17 protein-coding genes are annotated in these 19,641 nt (G+C 51.7%); 9 read left to right on the plus strand and 8 right to left on the minus strand.

From position 1 onward, the window contains the following. Positions 1 to 236: 236 nt before the first annotated feature. The 3 genes from efp to CSR02_RS13270 all read left to right on the plus strand — a co-directional run bounded on the left by efp (position 237) and on the right by CSR02_RS13270 (position 4,767). Positions 237 to 803 (plus strand): elongation factor P, encoded by a 567-nt coding sequence (efp, locus tag CSR02_RS13260; RefSeq protein ID WP_003625750.1) that lies wholly within the window; start codon positions 237 to 239, stop codon positions 801 to 803. Between the two features lie 45 nt (positions 804 to 848). After that, positions 849 to 1,679: an inositol monophosphatase family protein gene (locus tag CSR02_RS13265; protein WP_095045868.1), complete on the plus strand. Its 831-nt coding sequence runs from the start codon at positions 849 to 851 to the stop codon at positions 1,677 to 1,679. A 130-nt stretch (positions 1,680 to 1,809) separates the two neighbouring features. Continuing rightward, positions 1,810 to 4,767 carry an ATP-dependent DNA helicase gene (locus CSR02_RS13270; RefSeq protein ID WP_099541958.1) on the plus strand — a complete coding sequence of 986 codons (2,958 nt, stop codon included), beginning with the start codon at positions 1,810 to 1,812 and terminating at the stop codon, positions 4,765 to 4,767. An 18-nt stretch (positions 4,768 to 4,785) separates the two neighbouring features. Here the strand turns inward: CSR02_RS13270 and CSR02_RS13275 are convergent, their stop codons facing one another. Beyond that, the gene (locus CSR02_RS13275) at positions 4,786 to 4,989 is read right to left on the minus strand and encodes a cold-shock protein (RefSeq protein ID WP_003625755.1); all 204 of its coding nucleotides are present in this window, start codon (positions 4,987 to 4,989) and stop codon (positions 4,786 to 4,788) included. Positions 4,990 to 5,132: 143 nt separating this feature from the next. Beyond that, positions 5,133 to 5,801: a dienelactone hydrolase family protein gene (locus tag CSR02_RS13280; RefSeq protein WP_099541959.1), complete on the minus strand. Its 669-nt coding sequence runs from the start codon at positions 5,799 to 5,801 to the stop codon at positions 5,133 to 5,135. Positions 5,802 to 6,011: 210 nt separating this feature from the next. Here CSR02_RS13280 and groES point away from each other — a divergent pair, with 210 nt between their 5' ends. Both groES and groL read left to right on the plus strand, forming a co-directional pair. Further along, entirely contained in the window at positions 6,012 to 6,305 is a 294-nt protein-coding gene (groES, locus tag CSR02_RS13285) for a co-chaperone GroES (protein ID WP_042787713.1), read from the plus strand. A gap of 54 nt (positions 6,306 to 6,359) precedes the next feature. Next, positions 6,360 to 8,000 (plus strand): chaperonin GroEL, encoded by a 1,641-nt coding sequence (groL, locus tag CSR02_RS13290; RefSeq protein ID WP_042787645.1) that lies wholly within the window; start codon positions 6,360 to 6,362, stop codon positions 7,998 to 8,000. 723 nt (positions 8,001 to 8,723) lie between these two features. On the opposite strand, the gene CSR02_RS13295 is transcribed toward groL, so the two are convergent. Together CSR02_RS13295 and CSR02_RS16365 are read right to left on the minus strand one after the other, a co-directional pair. Then, complete coding sequence (locus CSR02_RS13295; RefSeq protein WP_143225594.1) at positions 8,724 to 10,109, minus strand: glycosyltransferase; 1,386 nt, start codon at positions 10,107 to 10,109, stop codon at positions 8,724 to 8,726. A 54-nt stretch (positions 10,110 to 10,163) separates the two neighbouring features. Continuing rightward, positions 10,164 to 10,346, minus strand: coding sequence for a hypothetical protein (locus CSR02_RS16365; RefSeq protein WP_143225595.1), 183 nt, complete (start codon positions 10,344 to 10,346; stop codon positions 10,164 to 10,166). Between the two features lie 478 nt (positions 10,347 to 10,824). On the opposite strand from CSR02_RS16365, the gene CSR02_RS13300 reads away from it, so the two are divergent. Continuing rightward, complete coding sequence (locus CSR02_RS13300) at positions 10,825 to 12,198, plus strand: ammonium transporter (RefSeq protein WP_373319814.1); 1,374 nt, start codon at positions 10,825 to 10,827, stop codon at positions 12,196 to 12,198. 192 nt (positions 12,199 to 12,390) lie between these two features. Then, positions 12,391 to 12,858, plus strand: a complete 468-nt coding sequence (locus CSR02_RS13305) for a hypothetical protein (RefSeq protein WP_099541961.1) — start codon at positions 12,391 to 12,393, stop codon at positions 12,856 to 12,858. A gap of 53 nt (positions 12,859 to 12,911) precedes the next feature. On the opposite strand, the gene CSR02_RS13310 is transcribed toward CSR02_RS13305, so the two are convergent. The 3 genes from CSR02_RS13310 to CSR02_RS13320 are packed head-to-tail and all read right to left on the minus strand — an operon-like array spanning position 12,912 to position 15,785. After that, the gene (locus CSR02_RS13310; RefSeq protein ID WP_099541962.1) at positions 12,912 to 13,847 is read right to left on the minus strand and encodes a retropepsin-like aspartic protease; all 936 of its coding nucleotides are present in this window, start codon (positions 13,845 to 13,847) and stop codon (positions 12,912 to 12,914) included. Beyond that, a complete protein-coding gene (gene pip, locus CSR02_RS13315; protein ID WP_099542003.1) occupies positions 13,844 to 14,830 on the minus strand; it encodes a prolyl aminopeptidase in 987 nt (328 codons plus the stop codon). Before pip ends, CSR02_RS13310 begins: the two co-directional genes overlap by 4 nt. A 7-nt stretch (positions 14,831 to 14,837) precedes the next feature. Continuing rightward, positions 14,838 to 15,785 (minus strand): tyrosine recombinase XerC, encoded by a 948-nt coding sequence (locus tag CSR02_RS13320; RefSeq protein WP_099541963.1) that lies wholly within the window; start codon positions 15,783 to 15,785, stop codon positions 14,838 to 14,840. Positions 15,786 to 15,868: 83 nt separating this feature from the next. Between CSR02_RS13320 and CSR02_RS13325 the strand changes: the two genes are divergently transcribed. Then, on the plus strand, positions 15,869 to 18,139 hold the full coding sequence (locus tag CSR02_RS13325; protein WP_099541964.1) for a primosomal protein N': 2,271 nt from the start codon (positions 15,869 to 15,871) through the stop codon (positions 18,137 to 18,139). A gap of 27 nt (positions 18,140 to 18,166) precedes the next feature. On the opposite strand, the gene yajC is transcribed toward CSR02_RS13325, so the two are convergent. Then, the gene (gene yajC, locus CSR02_RS13330; protein WP_183172607.1) at positions 18,167 to 18,532 is read right to left on the minus strand and encodes a preprotein translocase subunit YajC; all 366 of its coding nucleotides are present in this window, start codon (positions 18,530 to 18,532) and stop codon (positions 18,167 to 18,169) included. A 149-nt stretch (positions 18,533 to 18,681) separates the two neighbouring features. On the opposite strand from yajC, the gene CSR02_RS13335 reads away from it, so the two are divergent. After that, positions 18,682 to 19,551: an ATP-binding protein gene (locus tag CSR02_RS13335; protein WP_042787652.1), complete on the plus strand. Its 870-nt coding sequence runs from the start codon at positions 18,682 to 18,684 to the stop codon at positions 19,549 to 19,551. The last annotated feature ends 90 nt before the right edge of the window (positions 19,552 to 19,641 follow it).

Consider the following 19,641-nt stretch of genomic DNA (forward strand, 5'->3'; position numbering starts at 1 on the left):
GATTCGAACCCACGGTACGGTTCCCCGCACGCTGGTTTTCAAGACCAGTTCCTTAAACCACTCGGACACCCATCCTCATACTATCCATCTGAGGACCTGTGCCGCCTTATAAACAGGATATGGGCCTTCTGTCCAGCGGGAGAAAACACGATATATCAGTGGCAGTAAACTTGCTCTTCCGGCGTTGGGATTGTACAAGCCCCATCCTTAATAGACATTCCTTTCAGGGACGAATTATGAAACAGCAGGCAAACCTGATCCGCGCCGGTCAGGTGATTGAGCATGATGGCCGCCGCTGGACGGTGCTGAAACAGCAGATCATCACCCCCGGCAAGGGCGGAGCATTTATTCAGGTTGAAATGCGCGACCTGAAAACCGGCAACAAAACCAACGAACGCTGGCGGACCGCTGATAGCGTTGAACGCCTGATGACGGAAGATAAGGAATACCTGTATTCCTACACCGATGGCGAACTGCTGGTTCTGATGGACCCCGAAACTTATGATCAGCTGACCGTTCCTGTGGATCTGCTTGGTGATCAGGCTCCGTTCATTCAGGATAACATGACCATCAACCTGCATCTGGTTGAAGGTGACCCGGTTGGTATCGATCTGCCACCGCAGGTTACGCTGGAAGTTGTGGAAGCTGACCCGGTTGTAAAAGGCCAGACAGCATCTTCCTCCTACAAGCCCGCAAAACTTTCCAATGGTGTCAAAACCATGGTGCCGCCCTTTATTGAATCGGGTGAACGTATTGTGGTTCGGACGGAAGACGGTTCCTACGTCGAACGCGCCAAAGACTGATTTTTTCCGTTTTCCCCTCCAGAGCAGGACAAAACTACCGTGGCCATGCGTCTTTCCCCCGTCATGATGGTGATGCAAACAGCAGCCCAGAAGGCGGCCAAGCGTCTCCTGCGCGATTTTAACGAAGTCGAGCAGCTTCAAGTCAGCATCAAAGGGCCGGGAGACTTTGTTTCCCAAGCTGATCTGCGCGCAGAACAGACCTTGCGGGAAGAGCTGGAACGCGCCCGCCCCGGCTATGCCTTCTTCATGGAAGAATCAGGCAAATCCGGCAGCGATAACTGGACATGGCGTTGGGTGGTGGACCCACTGGATGGCACCACCAACTTCCTGCACGGTATTCCGCATTGGGCTATTTCCATTGGCTTGCAGCGCCGCCTGCCAGATGGGCGTATCGAACTGGCAGCCGGGTTGGTGTACAACCCCGCTGCAGGTGAAATGTTCTGGGCGGAAAAAGGCACCGGTGCTTATCTGAACGAACGGCGTATCCGCGTATCCGCGCGGCGTGACATGCAGGAATCCCTGTTTGCCACAGGTATTCCGTTCGCCAAGGTGCCTGCGCGCATGCGTTTACCATTTGCACGGGTGCTGGGTTCTCTCATGCCACGTGTGGCTGGCGTGCGCCGTTTTGGCGCTGCGGCGCTGGATCTGGCATGGGTAGCTGCCGGACGCTACGAAGGATACTGGGAATTCGGCATCAAACCTTGGGATTGTGCAGCTGGCGCACTGATTGTGCGTGAAGCTGGTGGACAGGCAACAGACCCAGCCGGCGTTGATCTGGATGATCTGCCCGAAGATGTCATGATTGTTGCAGGTAACGGCAATCTGCACGGCAAACTTTTGGAAGTGGTTGCAGAAAGCCTGAAAAACGACGCCTAACTTTTCAGCCCTCAATCATTCCTCAAAAGGCTCGCTTCATAAAAATGGAGCGAGCCTTTTTGTTCTTCATATGTTGCTTTTTTACGTCTGCCTCTGGCATTACGCGGTGGAATAGATCATCTAGTGTCATATGCAGACATCTTTCCCCTCCGCTTACGATGCCCCAGCACTGGTTGCATATAAGGGAGCCTATTCCCTTCTTACGGAAGATGGAGAAGTTCTTCATCTGTCTGCGCAGGACGTAAGGCAAAACCTGCAAAACATGCCTTGCCCGCTTGTTATCCATGCACCGGCATTGGCCCGGCGGCTCAATTTATCACCCCCGGGGCAACCTGCGCCGTGGCTGGATCTGTTGGAACTGTTTGCCTTTGTGCATCCAGCTACACCTGTTGCGCCTACCCCACGCGGTCTGGCATTGGCCCTTGGCATGCAGGATGAGGATATAGGCGCAGCAGAAGCAGATTTGCTTCCACGCCTTCTCTCCCTTCTGCTCACCAATCTGGCACGTCAAAACCACGGGGCAACAGCGGAGCATCTGGCTGCCCTTACCCTAAGGCTGGCTCAGGCTGGATGGATCTGGAGCGGCACAGTTGCCGAAACTCTGGGGCTGCATAATAAACTGACGCCACAAGGCAAATTGCCAGAAACAATGCTGCAACCTGGGGACGCCCTGCGTATCTGGCGCTTTTTGCCCAAATGGGAGGAAACGCCCCTTCCGCCTCCACCTGCATCTCACCCTATCTCCCCTACAGAAGCGCGTGAGCAACTGACAAAAATGCTGGGTGAGGATGCTGAGGTCCGCACCGGACAAGCCGATTTTGCATCTGTTGCCACAGGCGCATTTGAACCACGAAATGTGCGGGGTGATCCTGCCATTGTCTTGGCCGAAGCTGGCACAGGCACGGGTAAAACACTTGGCTATATTGCCCCTGCCAGCCTTTGGGCAGAACGGAACAAAGGGGCTGTTTGGATCAGCACCTATACGCGCCACCTGCAACGCCAGATTGAGCAGGAAACCCGTAGGCTTTACCCAGACCAAGCCACACATCGGCAACGGGTTGTTTTACGCAAGGGCCGAGAAAACTATCTGTGCCTGCTAAATATGGAAGAAGCCGTAAATACTGCGGCCTCCCGCCCTGCAGGCATTACCATTGCCCTCATCATGCTGGCGCGATGGAGCTTGGCCACTGCAGATGGTGATCTGTTTGGGGGTGATCTGCCCGGCTGGTTTGGGGATCTGTTCGGCCAAGGCAATCTAATCGGCGTGGCAGACAGGCGTGGCGAGTGTATTCACGGTGCGTGTGCCCATTATCAGAATTGTTTTGTTGAACATTCTATTCGTCGTGCGCGGGAAGCTGATCTGGTTATTGCCAACCATGCCCTTGTTATGGCGCAGGCTGCTTACGCACAAGCAGGTATGAGCGATGATGCAGATGAAACGGATGACCCCTCTGCCCCATCCCGTTATGTGTTTGATGAAGGCCACCATCTGGCCGATGCGGCGGATAGCGCCTTTTCTGCTGAGCTTTCTGGGTTGGAAGCCGCAGAACTCCGCCGCTGGTTGCTTGGCGCAGAAGGCAGGCGCTCCCGCGCGCGTGGCCTGAAGCGCCGTCTGGATGATCTGGTTGTTGGTCATCCCAAGCTGGAAACACCGCTGGATGCTGCCCTTATGGCGGCAACAGCACTCCCTGCGCCCGGCTGGTCTTCCCGCTTGGGGCAGGAACATGCTGATGAGCCTCCCCCCCCCGAACCTCCGGAAGATATCGGTCTCTTTCCGCTTGAGCCGGAAGCTCCCCAACCGGTGCTGGAAAACCCCACGGAAGCCTTTTTGCGTCTTTTACGCCAGCAAGCACTTGCCAGAACGCAGGAAGGTGGCAAGCAACATGTTTACGCAGCCCTTGAATGTGATCTGCACCCCCTTGTGCCAGACTTGGCAGAAGCCGGGCATCTGCTGGCACGTGCGTTAACACGGCTTGTGGAGCCTTTACGGACCTTGGCTGAACGCCTGCATGCGCGCCTTGAGGAAGATGCCGAAACACTGGATTCCGCAACGCGCGGCCGCATAGAAGCCATGACCCGTGCCCTGCGCCGCAGAGCGATTTCCCGCTTGGATGCGTGGATTGCCATGCTAAGCGCATTAGATACTCCACCTGAACCCGATACCACGCCAGCCCATGTACACTTCATCCGCCTTGAACGGCGCGAAAAGCAACGGATGGGCGAGCAAGATGTAGGCCTTTATCGCTATTGGCTGGACCCCACCATTCCGTTTGCTGGCATTATGGCCATACCTGCGCAAGGTATGCTGATTACATCCGCCACCCTGCGTGACCAGCAGACAAACGAGCCTGAAAGCGATAATGCGGAAAAAGCATGGGAAGCCGCCGAGGCACGCACAGGCGCCAATCACTTTCCCTCGCCTCCGCTGCGCGCCAGTCTGGCCAGTCCTTTTGATTACGCCCGCCAAACACGCGCGTATATTGTGACTGACATAGATAACAGCAGTATTGTGGATCTGGCAGCTGCTTTCCGCACGCTTTTCTTGGCATCTGGTGGCGGAGGTTTGGGGCTATTCACGGCCATTTCTCGCCTACGTGGCGTATATGACCGTATTGCGCCTACACTGGAAGAAAACGGCCTGCCGCTTTACGCCCAGCATGTAGATGCGATGGACAACAACACACTGGTAGATATTTTCCGGACGGAAGAACATGCCTGCCTGTTGGGCACAGATGCCATGAGAGACGGCGTTGATGTGCCCGGCAATGCGTTGCGCCTGGTGGCTTTTGAGCGTGTGCCTTGGCCGCGGCCAGACATTCTGCACCGTGAACGCCGTATTCACCTTTCTGGAGGTGACCCGAAATCTTTTGATGAACGAATTGCACGCCTACGGTTACGTCAGGCTTTTGGTCGGCTTATCCGCCGTCAGTCTGACCGAGGGGTTTTCGTCCTGCTAGACAGGCGCACCCCTACCCGTTTGCTCAGTGCTTTTCCCGCAGGGGTGGAAGTCCGCCGCCTTGGGTTGGCAGAAACAGCGCGAGAACTTGCTGCCTTTTTGGCAGAAACAGAAAGGGCCGATCAAAACTGATCGGCCCTGCCTGAAAAATCAATCTACTTTCAGATTGGTTGCAGCCTGCTTGCCGCGTTCTTCAACCAGATCGAAAGAAACTTTCTGTCCGTCATTCAGGCCACGCAAACCCGCTGCCTGCACTGCGGTAATATGCACGAACACATCTTTACCGCCATCATCTGGGGCAATAAAGCCATAACCCTTGGTGGCGTTAAACCATTTTACTGTACCGGTCGGCATGAGCGGGATAGTCCTTGTTCTTCTCAACGTTTTGTCCTGCGGCACACCGTGTGCGGTTCAGGATATGCCCCATCCCCCCATGACCAGCAGCAATTGTCAATCATAATTCGAAAACTGGCCAAAGCAGAGACAGAGAAAAAGCCCTACGGGTTCAGGTTGCTTTTCAGGAAATCAATGCTGCGGGCCTGTGCTTCCTGATAAGCTTTAGCATTAAAAGAGCTTCTTTCCGGGCAACCAAACCCGTGTCCGGCATCATCGTACACGTAAAGTTCAACTTCAGGGTGCGCCTGCCGAATGGCTGCAATATCGGTATGTGGGATACTTGCATCCTGCTCTCCAAAATGGAGCTGTACGGGGCAGCGCGGAGTCTCATTTCGGCTGGCGGCAATACCGCCCCCATACCAGCCAACGGCTGCTGCAAAGTCATCCGTTCTGCACGCAGCCTCCCAAGCCAGTGTGCCACCCCAGCAATAGCCGATAATACCAACCTTGCGCGGTTTGAGAACTGCAGCCGCAGCCTGAATATCCAGCAGCGTTTTTGCCAGAGGAATCTGTGCCCGCAATGCCAGACCCTCTTTCACACCTTCGGCAGAATAATCCAGCTCCACCCCGCGTTGCACACGGTCAAACAAGGCCGGGGCAATCACGTGAAATCCGGCTTCAGCAAAGTTTTCACACACTTGCCGGATATGGTGGTTTACGCCAAAAATTTCCTGAAGCACGATAAGCGCGTAAGGATGATGGCTGCTTTCGGTTTCCCATGCGGAAAACTCATGTCCGTCAGCAGCCTTAAGTGTTGTGATATGACCCATGCGAGCACCTCCTATCTGTTATCAGGTTACAGCAAAAAGAAACTTTATCCACATTCCTTGACTCTGCCATTGGGCAGACCTATCTCCTGTTTTGGCACTCCCGGGGTGGGAGTGCTAACGTAACGCGGCGTTATGTTACGCGCGACAAAGAGAATGGCGCTGCTTTCTATTAAGGGCACCATTCCAGAAATGAATGTGGAGCGATCCATAATGACGAAGTTTCGTCCCTTACACGACCGGGTAGTTGTCCGTCGCCTTGAAGGCGAACAGAAGACCGCTGGCGGAATCATCATTCCTGATACAGCTCAGGAAAAGCCTATGGAAGGCGAAGTGGTTGCCGTGGGTCCGGGTGCCCGGAATGAACAGGGCCAGATTGTAGCGCTCGATGTTAAAACCGGTGACCGTGTGCTGTTTGGCAAATGGTCCGGTACGGAAGTGAAGATCGACGGCGAAGAGCTGCTGATCATGAAGGAAAGCGACATCATGGGCGTGGTAACCGCCTGATTTTGCGTTGATCCGCACTTTTAATTTTAGAACGATCTTCACAGGAGAAATTCAATGGCTGCCAAGGACGTAAAGTTTGGTGCAGACGCACGCCAGCGTATGCTGCGCGGTGTGGACATTCTGGCTGATGCTGTAAAAGTGACGCTGGGCCCCAAAGGCCGCAACGTAGTGCTGGACAAAAGCTTTGGCGCACCGCGCATCACCAAGGACGGTGTTTCCGTTGCCAAAGAAATCGAACTGGCTGACAAGTTCGAAAACATGGGCGCGCAGATGCTGCGTGAAGTGGCATCCAAAACCAACGATGTGGCCGGTGACGGCACCACCACAGCTACGGTTCTGGCGCAGGCTATCGTGCGTGAAGGTCACAAGGCTGTTGCCGCTGGCATGAACCCGATGGATCTGAAGCGCGGGATCGACAAGGCTGTTAGCGTTGTTATCGAAGAGCTGAAGAAGAACGCCAAAAAAGTAACCACCCCGGCGGAAACCGCTCAGGTTGGTACGATTTCTGCCAACGGTGAATCTGAAATCGGTCAGATGATCTCCGAAGCCATGCAGAAAGTTGGCTCCGAAGGCGTGATCACGGTTGAAGAAGCCAAGCACTTCCAAACCGAACTGGATGTTGTTGAAGGCATGCAGTTTGACCGCGGCTACATCTCTCCGTACTTCGTGACGAACCCGGAAAAGATGACAGCGGATCTGGAAAACCCCTACATCCTGATCCATGAAAAGAAGCTGTCTTCCCTGCAGCCCATGCTGCCGCTTCTGGAATCCGTTGTGCAGTCCGGCCGTCCGCTGCTGATCATTGCAGAAGATGTTGACGGTGAAGCTCTGGCAACTCTGGTTGTCAACAAGCTGCGCGGTGGCCTGAAAATTGCTGCCGTTAAGGCTCCGGGCTTTGGTGACCGCCGCAAGGCCATGCTGGAAGACATTGCCATCCTTACGGGTGGTCAGGTCATCAGCGAAGATCTGGGCATCAAGCTGGAAACCGTTACCCTGAACATGCTTGGTTCTGCCAAGAAGGTGCATATCGACAAGGAAAACACCACCATTGTTGATGGCGCTGGCAAGGCTGAAGACATTAAGGGCCGCGTAAAGCAGATCCGCGCACAGATCGAAGAAACCACTTCTGACTACGATCGTGAAAAACTGCAGGAACGTCTGGCCAAACTGGCTGGCGGTGTTGCCGTTATCCGCGTTGGTGGTTCCACAGAAGTGGAAGTGAAAGAACGCAAAGACCGCGTTGACGATGCCCTGCACGCAACACGCGCTGCTGTAGAAGAAGGCATTGTTCCCGGTGGTGGCACGGCTCTGGCCCGCGCTACACTGACACTGGAAGGCCTGCACTACCACAATGATGACCAGCGCGTTGGTGGTGAAATCATCCGTCGCGCCCTGCAGGCTCCGCTGCGCCAGATTGCACACAACGCTGGTGAAGATGGCGCTGTGATCGCAAACAAGGTGCTGGAAAATAAAGACTACAATTTCGGGTTTGATGCCCAGGCTGGCGAATACAAGAACCTGGTTGAAGCCGGTATTATTGACCCAGCCAAGGTTGTCCGCACGGCTCTGCAGGATGCAGCATCTGTTGCTGGCCTGCTGATCACCACGGAAGCCATGGTGGCAGAACGCCCGGAAAAGAAAGCCGCTCCGGCTGGCGGCCCTGACATGGGTGGCATGGGCGGAATGGACTTCTAAGTCCTTTCAAACCATTAATACGGCACTAAACTTGCTGTATCATCAGTTTGAGGAAAACTGCTCTCTGAAAAGAGAGCAGTTTTCTTTTTGAAACATTTCAGTCCCTAGTGAATTACAATATACTCAGATTACATCGCTAAATTTCAAATATGAACTCTGGCAATAGGTAACCGTGACATTAAGCATCCTTCTCATTTTGAGAGAAAAGGGAAATATTATATAGCGCTTTGAAGAGCAAAAAATGGCGTACATTTTGAATACTGCAGACCAACCTGATTTTCATAGTGGTTCGTCTGATCCCCAATAGTGTAAATGAACAGCCCCACATATGATTTTTGAGCGGACGTAACGAGTCCGTATGGAATAGCTTTTTATCACTAAGCTCATTTAGGCGTGCTAGCACTTTTCAACGTCAAAGATACGCGCCTGCTTCAGGCCCTACTCATTAAAATATAAGGGAAAGAATTACAGACAGCCACTTAAACACCGAGGTTTTTTCTCTATTCGGGATGTAGGCAAGTTCGCCAACGGGCCAATGTAGCAGAAAATAGCTCCGAACATTTTCCCAAAAAATTATACTTAAATCAGTAAGGATTTTTGTGATTTCTAAGTTCTCTCTCATTCTTCCTAAGAAGTTATGAGAGAGAACCGTAGAGCTGCCTCTTAAAACGGCTATCTAGTCATTCGATAGAAGCAGTATAAAGACCAATTAATGGTAGCTACTTATGATTTCTGATGCTCTATTTCAAAAGCACCCAGAGTTTTATCTTTTTGATCTGAAAAACCGTTTCCATGTTTTTTATGAAGATATGCAACATATTCACGCATAAATGTTGATCTAGATCTTCCATGAGACCAAAAGTGCACAAAGCCCTTTTCTTGATCATGTATATTGTCAATTTTGGGTACAGAAACAGAATTTGTAATTGAAGTTCCATCAAATACATCTAATTTATAAAAAACATAATTCAGTATACTTTGATCGTAAAACGGTATGCTATCTCTGCCAAATTTTATTGTATATGATATTAACATTCTGTATGCTGCTTTAAATACATAATTCAATTTCTCCCATGAAGGTATCATAATAATACCCGCATTAAATCCCTCACCTTTAGAGAATAAAGGAAATGGATGTTGAGAGTATAAAGTTGATCCGTTTGATGCATTATTTGTTATATAATGATTTTTTTCTATTTGAGCACTTATTTTTTCTTCTTTCATGAATAACGGTATGTTGTCTTTTAATGGTTTGTTAAATATTATATCACAATCTACGTAAATAATTGGCTGGAATCTAGAAAATATATCAGATGAAAGAAGAGGAATTCTGCTGCCTACATAATCAAGTCTATCGAATCCTCTTGATTCTATTACAGATACATTGTGTAAATTATGTTTCTTACATACGTCTTTTATAAACTTTTTATTTATATCTGTTGCAATAAATATTGTCCCTTTATACTCCCCAAACATAGATAAACTTTCAATAGATATTTTAAATTGATCAAGTATATCTCCAGATCCATATAGAATATACAATATAGCAGGATTTACTATTTTAGCCACACACGGAACATAATCATCGAAAAATATGATATCTGATTTTAGGGGACAGTTCATATCTTCGAATAAGTCATCAATTTTTATTTTTACATTGTCAAAATATAAATACTCAATATTGGTTTTATTTTCTGAAAATGAAAGTAATTTATCTTCGAATAATATCTGTTTACTAGACAGAAATATTATTTTTTCAGCCTCCTCTTTGCTTAAGATTCTAAATTCTTCCCATAGACTTGGTTTGCTTCTATATTCTAAATCTTTATTTGGTCGTGCAGATAAAAATCCTTTTTGTGTTTTTATAAAAATAAAATCTTCATTCCCACTTCTAATTAATTCGATACAATCATCTGTGACAGCTTTATTCGGAAATTCCAAACCAGAATCAAAGCTAAATGGAGAATTATTCTTACCTAGTGAATATAAACCAGCTTCTTTTTTAATTGAAATAAGATCATCCACACTTGATACATCATCAATAGATTTTTGAATTATTTTTCCATTGTTTTCAGATAAAAAATTTCCGAAGTGCGTAAGTATATACATTAACAATCACCTAAAAAAATAATTTTAGCTAAAATTTTATACCATGAAAAAGTATTATAGAAAAGGATTTGGAGATATCGACTTCCCTAGTTTTGAATAGCTACCTTTGATTCTCTCTTGTGTCATAATTAAGAGATAATGACATGAAGCGACCAGATTTTCTTTGACGTTGAAGAGCGTCTGGCGCATTGGTCCAATGCCTTGAACAACTTGCCCGATGCAGGAAAGATCAGCCAACAGAACTATTCCATACGAACCTATTGCACCCACTAAATATTCAAATGTACAGTAGATGGAAAGCTACCGATATAGCGGCCAATAATAGTGCCAAACTGCACAAGGAATTGCTTCGATCAAACAATTCTTCGCGCAGTCAGTTCCGTCTTAACAATTTTTGATAATGCACGACATTATTTCTAAATACCTTACACCGAACAGCTCAAAACACGTTACGTAGAATTTTCAGCCTTGGTAATATGAGCAATGTCAGTTTCTAATTCTGTAGATATTTGTCAGAATATCATTCTACTGGCTACCACCATAATTCTTGTAAACCCGAAATCTCTGCTTTGAGTCACAAATCTGTATTGAAAATTCAACGCCATGGTGAAGTTTTAGAAATGCACGACTCTCTTGCTCTACCAAGAAAAAAAACATATCATTTCGGAATAGATACTATATCTACTAACCTACACCTTGAGGGAAAGATTGTCATATGCGCATCCCGAAGCCCATGTGCAAAACTAGGATAAATGTTTTTTGCGCCTTACTCCTTTCTTTCGCATATAGTTCAAGGTGTCTTGCAGCAGATGCAGCGCCCGCAATAGATACTGGCGATACAGCATGGATGCTCACCAGCACGGCTCTGGTGCTGATGATGACCATTCCTGGGTTGGCCTTGTTCTATGCGGGCATGGTGCGTAAAAAAAACGTACTGGCAACACTTATGCAGTCTTTTGCTCTGTGCTGCATTATCTCTATTGTCTGGATGGTTGCGGGGTATTCCCTCGCCTTTACTACGGGGTCTCCATGGATTGGCGGGTTTGGCCGCATGTTCCTCAACGGCATTGGCGCTAACATTCATAACGGCGCAGATGTTGGCTTTACCCTTGGTGCGGATTCCTCCAACGCCACAACCATGACCATTCCTGAGAGCATCTTCATGATGTTCCAGATGACATTCGCCATCATTACCCCGGCCCTGATTTCTGGCGCTTATGCTGAACGCATGAAGTTCAGCGCCATGTGTGTGTTCTCCATTATCTGGTCTCTCATTGTATATGCCCCCATTGCTCATTGGGTATGGAGCCCGATTGGTTGGCTGGGCGGCCTTGGCACAGCAGACTTTGCCGGTGGCACGGTTGTGCATATTAACGCCGGTGTTGCTGGTTTGGTATGCGCATTGATGCTGGGCCGTCGTAAAGGATACGGACAGGACGATCTTTCTCCCTTCAATCTAACATATGCCGTTATTGGCGCTTCCCTGCTGTGGGTTGGCTGGTTTGGCTTCAATGCTGGCTCTGCCGTGGGTGCCAACGGGCGTGCAGGCATGGCCATGGCTGCCACCCAGATTGCGGCTGCGGGTGCTGGCGTTTCATGGATGCTGGTTGAATGGCTTCGCTCTGGCAAGCCGACTGTGCTGGGCGTGATTTCCGGTGCCGTTGGTGGGCTGGTGGCCATTACCCCTGCCGCCGGTTTTGTGCTGCCAGGCAGTGCGCTGATTATCGGCCTGATTACCGGCGTTGTATGCTACTGGGGCGCCACATCCCTGAAACACATGATGGGATATGATGACAGCCTGGACGCTTTTGGTGTGCATGGCGTGGGTGGTATTGTTGGTGCCCTGCTAACCGGCCTGTTTGCCTATGGTCCGCTTTCTGCAACAGATTCCAACCCCTCTGGCATTACGGGTTCGGTGCATCAGCTTGTTGTTCAAACAGAAGCAGTGCTGGTCACCATTGTATGGTGTGCGGTTGTGTCTTTCATTATCCTAAAAGTTGTTGATCTGGTTATTGGCCTGCGTGTGACGCCTGATGAAGAACTGGAAGGTTTGGATATGTCCCTGCATGGGGAACGCATTAACGACTGACCCTTCTGCAAACATTTTACTCTGCTATCTACAGAAAGCCCTCTTCAGCTGTTTGGAGAGGGCTTTCTTGTTTCTTCAATAAAATAAGTGCTCCCCATTCATTTCAGCGCCACAGTTTGCAATACTATTTACGGGAGTAAAAAACGGCATAGGGTCGTTTTTTGATTCGCCCCTTTGCATGAGGTTTTCTTTATGAACTTTTCTGCACGCACCGGTTTGGCAGCCTTACTGCTTGGTTGCGCGACTGCTCTTTCTGCCCCAACAGCCCATGCATTGACGGTTAAGGAATGTCACGCAAAATTTAAGGAAGCCAAAGCGGAAAACACGCTTAATGGGCAAACATTCAAGGCGTTTAAGGCTGCCAACTGCGATACTGCCACTACGGCAGAAACAACACCCACCACAGCTAACAAACCGGCAGAACCTACCCCGGAAGCAGCCAAACCAGCAGCGCCTGCTGCTGTCAGTGCATCTGGTGCGACTTTTCCTTCTGCGGTGGACCCACAATATTCCAAGCTCAGCGCAGGTAAGGCCCGTATGAAAACCTGCCTAGATCAGTACCATGCCAACAAAAACAGTAATGCTAATGGTAGTCTGAAATGGATTCAGAAGGGTGGTGGCTATTACAGCGAATGCAATAAACGCTTAAAAGGCGAATAATAGAATAAGTAGGCCGAGGCAGAACTAGGCTCCTCTGCCTCGGCTTAGATCAATTAGTGATGCTGTGGTGGAGCCGGCATAACGTACAAAGTATGTGTGCGGTAAGAAATCCACACCCGATGTGCAGCAAACCAGTCTGATCCCAACAGCATGTCTACAGTATCGTGCAAGGGCGCTACAGTCAGCACAGGAGATTTTTCCTGCTCCTGCCCGATCTGGAACAGATGGAACTTGTGCCAGTGATAGATTTGCTGGTGCCCATCTACCCCGGTTGTTACCCCACCCGGATCTGCCGCCAGAGCCTGACGCGAAACACCAATGCGTTCTGCCGCGCCAATAGAGACAATGCGCGAACGTGCGCCACTATCCACCAAAGCCTTTAGTTTTTCTCCATCAAGCGTCACTTCTGCCACCACGCGTTGCCCGGCATTTTGTAACGGCACAGCCCGATAGATATAACGCCACCCCTCCGGCCCGTTACAATCTGCTGAATTGGCAGACCAGAAAGACAGCGTTCCCCCAGCAACATTGAACTCCACATCATAGCGGGAAAGGAGATCTCCCCCCATCAGCCCTTCCACAGCAGGTTCTGTCTGTGGGACTGCGGGCAACGTATCCACTGGAATGGAAACAGGGCCAAACTCCACATTCTGCGCGCGAAAAGAGCTGACAATCGCGTTGGGCACAATCCGCCCCATACCGCCGGTACCGCGCACAACTGTATGCACGCTTTTATCTCGCTTGGCGGCAAAAAGTGAGGCAGCCTCAGGTGAAATCAGACTCCCTTCCGAGCCTGTATCCACAATCATACGCACAGCATGGCCATTGATGCTGACAGGAATGTTCAGAAACCCCTGATCATTCCGCAAAGCCACGCGTGCAACCAGTTTATGGCATCCATCTGCGGCGTAAGTTGTAGAGGCACTGCCTATTTGCCAGACACCCCCACCCCCCACGACCAAAGCACAAGCAACTATCTGGCGTTTCATGCCAACTCCCGCGCAAAACGGTCTGTTGCATTCAGCAACGCCGTTAAAATACCGGGCTCGAATAACGCATGGCCCGCAGCATCAATCAACTGGAAGTCCGCTTCCGGCCATGCTCTGTGCAAATCCCATGCTGTACGCACTGGCGTTGCCATATCGTAGCGCCCCTGCACAATCACGGTTGGAATATGGCGAATACGCCCAACATCCCGAATAAGCTGGCCTTCTTCCAGCCAGCCACCGTGCACAAAATAATGGTTTTCAATCCGGGAAAAAGCGAGTGCATAGTCAGCTTCGTCATGCTGCGTTTCCATTTCCGGGCATGGCAGCAGGGTTAATGTACGCCCTTCCCACAGGCTCCATGCCCGTGCCGCCTGTAACCGGATAGCCGGATCATCCGAGGTCAGGCGCTTGCGATATGCTGCCATCATATCTCCCCGCTCTGCCAGTGGAATAGGTGCTAAAAAATCTTCCCATTTATCGGGGAATATCCAAGATGCACCATTCTGATAATACCAAAGCAATTCAGCGCGCCGTAGCGTAAAGATACCCCGCAACATCAACGCGGTCACACGGTCTGGATGTGTTTCAGCATAGGCCAGTGCGAGCGTGGAGCCCCACGAGCCCCCAAATACGGCCCATTTTTCCACCCCGCACATGTCACGCAGGCGCTCAATATCCGCTACCAGATGCCACGTTGTGTTTGCTTCCAACGAGGCATGGGGACGCGAACGACCACACCCGCGCTGGTCAAACAACACAATGCGATAACGTGCAGGATCAAACAGCCGCCGTTGGGAAGGAGAACACCCCCCACCTGGGCCACCATGCAAAAACACAACAGGCACACCATTCGGGTTGCCACATTGCTCCCAATAGATCTGATGCCCCTCTCCCGTATCCAGATAACCGTGGGCATAGGGTTCAATTTCGGGCCATGGTGCACGCAACGCCTGTATCATGCCGGTATGTTCCTTATTTTGCATTCTGGCCTCATTGTGCACGCGGATGCGCCCGCGTCCAGACATCCAGCAGGCGTGCCTCATCTGCCAGCGTATAACGTTGTGTGGTGGAGAGGCTGGCATGCCCCAGCAGCTCCTGAATAACGCGCAAATCCGCCCCTCCTTCCATCAGATGGGTTGCAAAGGAGTGGCGTAGTGCATGTGGCGTAACAAAATCCGGCAAGCCAGAAAGATGCCGCCATTCCCGCATGGCCTTCTGGGCTATGGCGGGTTGCAGGCGCTTGCCTCTTACCCCCACAAAAAGAGGCGCATCAGGGCTGGGTGCCGGATGTTTTGCGCGCCATGCCTCCAGCGCCTGCTGCACAATTGGCAGCACTGGCACCAGCCGTTCCTTGCCGCCTTTGCCCAAAATACGCAGCACATTGCTACCGCGCATTATGTCCAGATCTGCAATATTCAGATTCAACGCTTCGGAAATACGCAAACCACATCCATAAAGCAGCAAAAACAAAGCGGCATTCCGCTGCTGTTCCATAGGCGTTTGCGCCAGATCAGAAATATCTTCTGGCGCTGCTATGGCCTGATCTTTGGCCAATGGCCGTGGCAGAGGCTTTTTGGTGCGTGGTGTGCTGAGCAACTGGATGGCCGTGTTTTCCACCCCCTGCCTGCGTGCCAGATATTTAAAAAAAGACCTTACGGCAGAAACACGCCGCGCACGCGTGCGTGTGGCCTGATCTGATGATGTTTTACGTGCTGTGGGCTTGCTGGCTTCGGCCTGCTCATAGGCAAGCCATGCGCGGAAGTCCCGCAAGCTGATCAACCCCAAACCGACCATATCCGGCAAACCGTCCAGATGTGTGGTCATAAACCCTAAAAACCGCGCCAGATCACCTTGATAGGCCTCAACTGTTAACGGAGATGCCTGTTTTTCTATCGCCATCCATTCCAGAAATTTCTGAACAGCTTCTTCAGCGGTCATGATCTTCCTCTGTCGGGCAGAAAGCTTTGTGCGCTTTTTCTCCCCTGTTCTTTCCCTGTAGGCAGCATTACAACCAAATCCTGATGGCGCAGAAACCTTTATCCAATATACCTCCGCAGGATTCTGGCAACCTAACAGCCAGTGCTTGTGGCACAACACGCATTTCCGTGCTGTTGCCCATGCCTTTTGCTGGCCCGTTTGATTACCGCGCACCAGCAGATATGGATCTGCAACCCGGTGATATTGTTGTGGCCCCGTTGGGCAAACGGCAAGAAACAGGCGTGGTGTGGGATGCAACATCCACACTTCCGGCAGATCTGGCCCCACCTGTTACAGAAAAAAAGGTGGATGCCTCCCGCTTACGCCCCATTGTATGCAGGCTTGACCTGCCACCTTTATCCGCAGAGCTGCGCCAGTTTATAGATTGGGTTGCAGCATATACCCTTACCCCTCCCGGTATGGTGCTGGCCATGACCCTGCGATTGCATATGCGCGCCGCCCCAACCCCCACTATGGGATGGGCTATGGCAGAACACCCTGCTTTGGAGACCCTGCGCCTGACACCTGCACGCCAAAAGGTGCTGGACCTTCTGGCAGATGGGAACCATCGCACCACCACAGATATTACCAATGCCACAGGCGTTAGCGCTGGCGTTGTAAAAGGGTTGGCCAATGCAGGTGTGCTACGCCCTGTTTCCCTGGGGCCGGAGCGCCCGTTTGGCCAACCGGATGCACATTATAACCCTCCTGTGCTGGAAGGTGCGCAGCAGTCTGCAGCAGTCGCTCTGCGCCAAACGGTTGCAGAAAACCGCTTTTCCGTCACCTTGTTGGAAGGGGTGACCGGATCTGGCAAAACAGAAATCTATCTGGAAGCTATTGCTGCCTGTCTGGAACAAGGCAAACAGGCCCTTATTCTGCTGCCTGAAATTGCACTTTCCGCCCAATGGATGGAACGTTTCTCCCGCCGGTTTGGGGTACAGCCTGCTGTGTGGCATTCCGAAATCGGGCAGCGCGCGCGTAGGCTTACGTGGCTTGGGGCAGCAGATGGTTCGGCTTCTGTTATTGTTGGGGCCCGCTCTGCTTTGTTTCTGCCCTTCCATCATCTTGGCCTGATTATTGTGGATGAAGAGCACGAAGCCCTGTTCAAGCAGGAAGAAGGCGTTATCTACAATGCGCGCGATATGGCGGTGGTGCGCGGGCGGTTGGCGCGCTTTCCCGTCGTTGTAGTTTCAGCCACCCCCAGCCTGGAAACACTGGCAAACGTGGAAGCCGGCCGGTATCGGCATCTGGTGCTACCAACCCGGCACGGAGGAGCGGAACTGCCAGAAACTCGTGTGCTGGATTTGCGCGATCATCCTCCACCCAGAGGACTGTTTCTTTCTCCCGAACTGGTGGAAGATATTGGGGCCACGCTGGAACGGCGGGAGCAGGTTATGCTGTTCCTCAATCGGCGGGGCTATGCGCCCCTTACTCTCTGCCGATCCTGCGGGCACCGTATGGAGTGCCCACATTGCACGGCATGGCTGGTGGAACATCGTAACCGCAAGGTGCTCTCCTGCCACTATTGCGATCATACAGAACCCATGCCCCCCACCTGCCCGCAATGCGGATCAGAACATAGCCTAACCGCCATAGGCCCCGGTATTGAGCGCATTACGGAGGAAGCCCGGCAGCTCTTTCCGGATGCACGCGTTCTGGTGATGTCCAGCGACACACTTGGCGGCCCGGCGGCCACGGCAGAAGCGGTTGCCAAAATCTCACGCCGGGATGTTGATCTGATTATCGGGACGCAGATTGTCGCCAAAGGCTGGCATTTTCCGCATCTTACCCTAGTGGGTGTCGTGGATGCAGATCTTGGGCTTGGTGGAGCAGATTTGCGGGCCGGAGAACGCACCATTCAGCTTTTGCATCAGGTCGCGGGGCGTGCAGGCCGAGCATCCTCCCCCGGTCGGGTTATTCTGCAAAGCTATGCGCCGGAACACCCTGTTATGCAGGCGCTGCTTTCGGGGGATTTTGATGCCTTTATGCAGCAGGAGGCCGCACAGCGTAAACCAGGATTCTGGCCTCCGTATGGGCGTCTGGCAGCCTTGATTGTCAGTGCTGACACAGCTGTTGCCGCAGATGAGGCCGCTGCCCAACTGGGCCGCACCGCCCCTTATGGCGAAGGTATTCAGGTGCTCGGCCCAGCCCCGGCACCGCTGGCGGTATTACGGGGGCGGCACCGCAGGCGGCTGCTGCTGCGCACCCACCGCAATATTGCCGTACAGCCCATTCTGCGCCGCTGGCTGGGTATGGTAAATCTGGCCAGAAACGCCAAAGTGGACGTGGATATAGATCCCGTATCCTTTCTCTAACGTTTCTGCACACTTGGCCTGAAAATCTTACTTTTTTGGGGTCGCTGTATCGTTTGCAGGCTTGGCAGAGCTGGTCAGCACTGTGGAAATTGTGCCGCGCAGCACCATCACACGCACATTTGGCGCAATTTCCACCTCCACTTCTTCCGAATCTTCCTTGGCGCGCTGCACAATCCCAACAACACCCCCTGCTGTTACAATCCGGTCTCCCCGGCGCAGCGCCTTGAGTTCCGCCTTAAGCTGCTTCTGCTGCTTCTGCTGTGGGCGGATCAGCAGAAAGTACATAATTGCAAAAACGGCTACAAATGGCAGGAAGGACATTAGGCTGGAGCCTCCTCCTGCGCCTCCGGCACTTTGGGCATATGCGGCGGGGATAAGGAAATTGGACATCAAGCAGACTTTCCTGGAAAGGCGTGTTGCGAAAACAGAGAAAGTGACCATAATTTTCAATCTTCGTGCGTCAAGCACCTGCGCGGATGAAAACGCCTTACGGCCCGTAATTTTATAACCAACCACTGGCGACAAACAGGATAGATACCCAGATGGACACACCAACACTCCCTGTTCTGGAACGCATTGCCTCGGCTCTGGAGCGCCTTTCCCCCCCACCCGCCAGCCTAGAAGGCGTGGATACAGCGGATGCGTTTGTCTGGTTGCCAGAACGTGGGCGCCTTTTGCCAGTAGCCCATGTTGCACATGTGCCGGTGGATTTGCTGCGTGGGGTGGATCTGCAGCGCAAAATCCTGATTGAAAATACAGAGCACTTTGCCCGTGGCCTGCCTGCCAACAACGCCATGCTCTGGGGCGCGCGCGGTATGGGCAAATCTTCGCTGGTGAAAGGCGCACACGCCTTGGCCAATCAGGTTGATGGCAAGCCTTGCGCCCCCGGTAAAGGCGCTATTGCCCTGATTGAAATCCAGCGTGAAGATCTGGCCACCCTGCCTCTGCTGCTGAGCCTGCTGCGGGAAAACCCACGCCGCTTTATTTTGTTCTGCGATGATCTTTCCTTTGAAAAGGAAGACCGGGATTACAAGGCGCTTAAATCCGTTCTGGATGGCGGCATTGCCGGGCGACCAGAAAATGTTCTGTTCTATGCCACATCAAACCGCCGCCACCTGATGCCGCGCGATATGATTGAAAATGAACGGGCAACCGCCATCAATCCTTCTGAAGCAACTGAAGAAAAAGTCTCGCTTTCAGACCGATTTGGCCTGTGGCTTGGTTTTTATGCTTGTGAACAGGATACGTTTGCAGACATGGTGCGGAGCTATGCGCGTGAACGTAACCTGCCCATTGCCGACGAGGACCTGATGGCCCGTGCCAATGAGTGGGCGATTACACGCGGAAGCCGCTCCGGACGGGTGGCTTTCCAGTTTATTGAGGACCTGACGGCCGAGCTGGCAGAACATTAATTTCTGTCAGCCATGCGCTCCTGTCTTGCTTCTTGCGTCACGATGAGTTGAGATAGCATTCGCAACAGCGGCATCAACACGGCGCCGCAC

Source organism: Acetobacter pomorum (genome assembly GCF_002738225.1).
Taxonomy (GTDB): Bacteria; Pseudomonadota; Alphaproteobacteria; order Acetobacterales; family Acetobacteraceae; genus Acetobacter; species Acetobacter pomorum.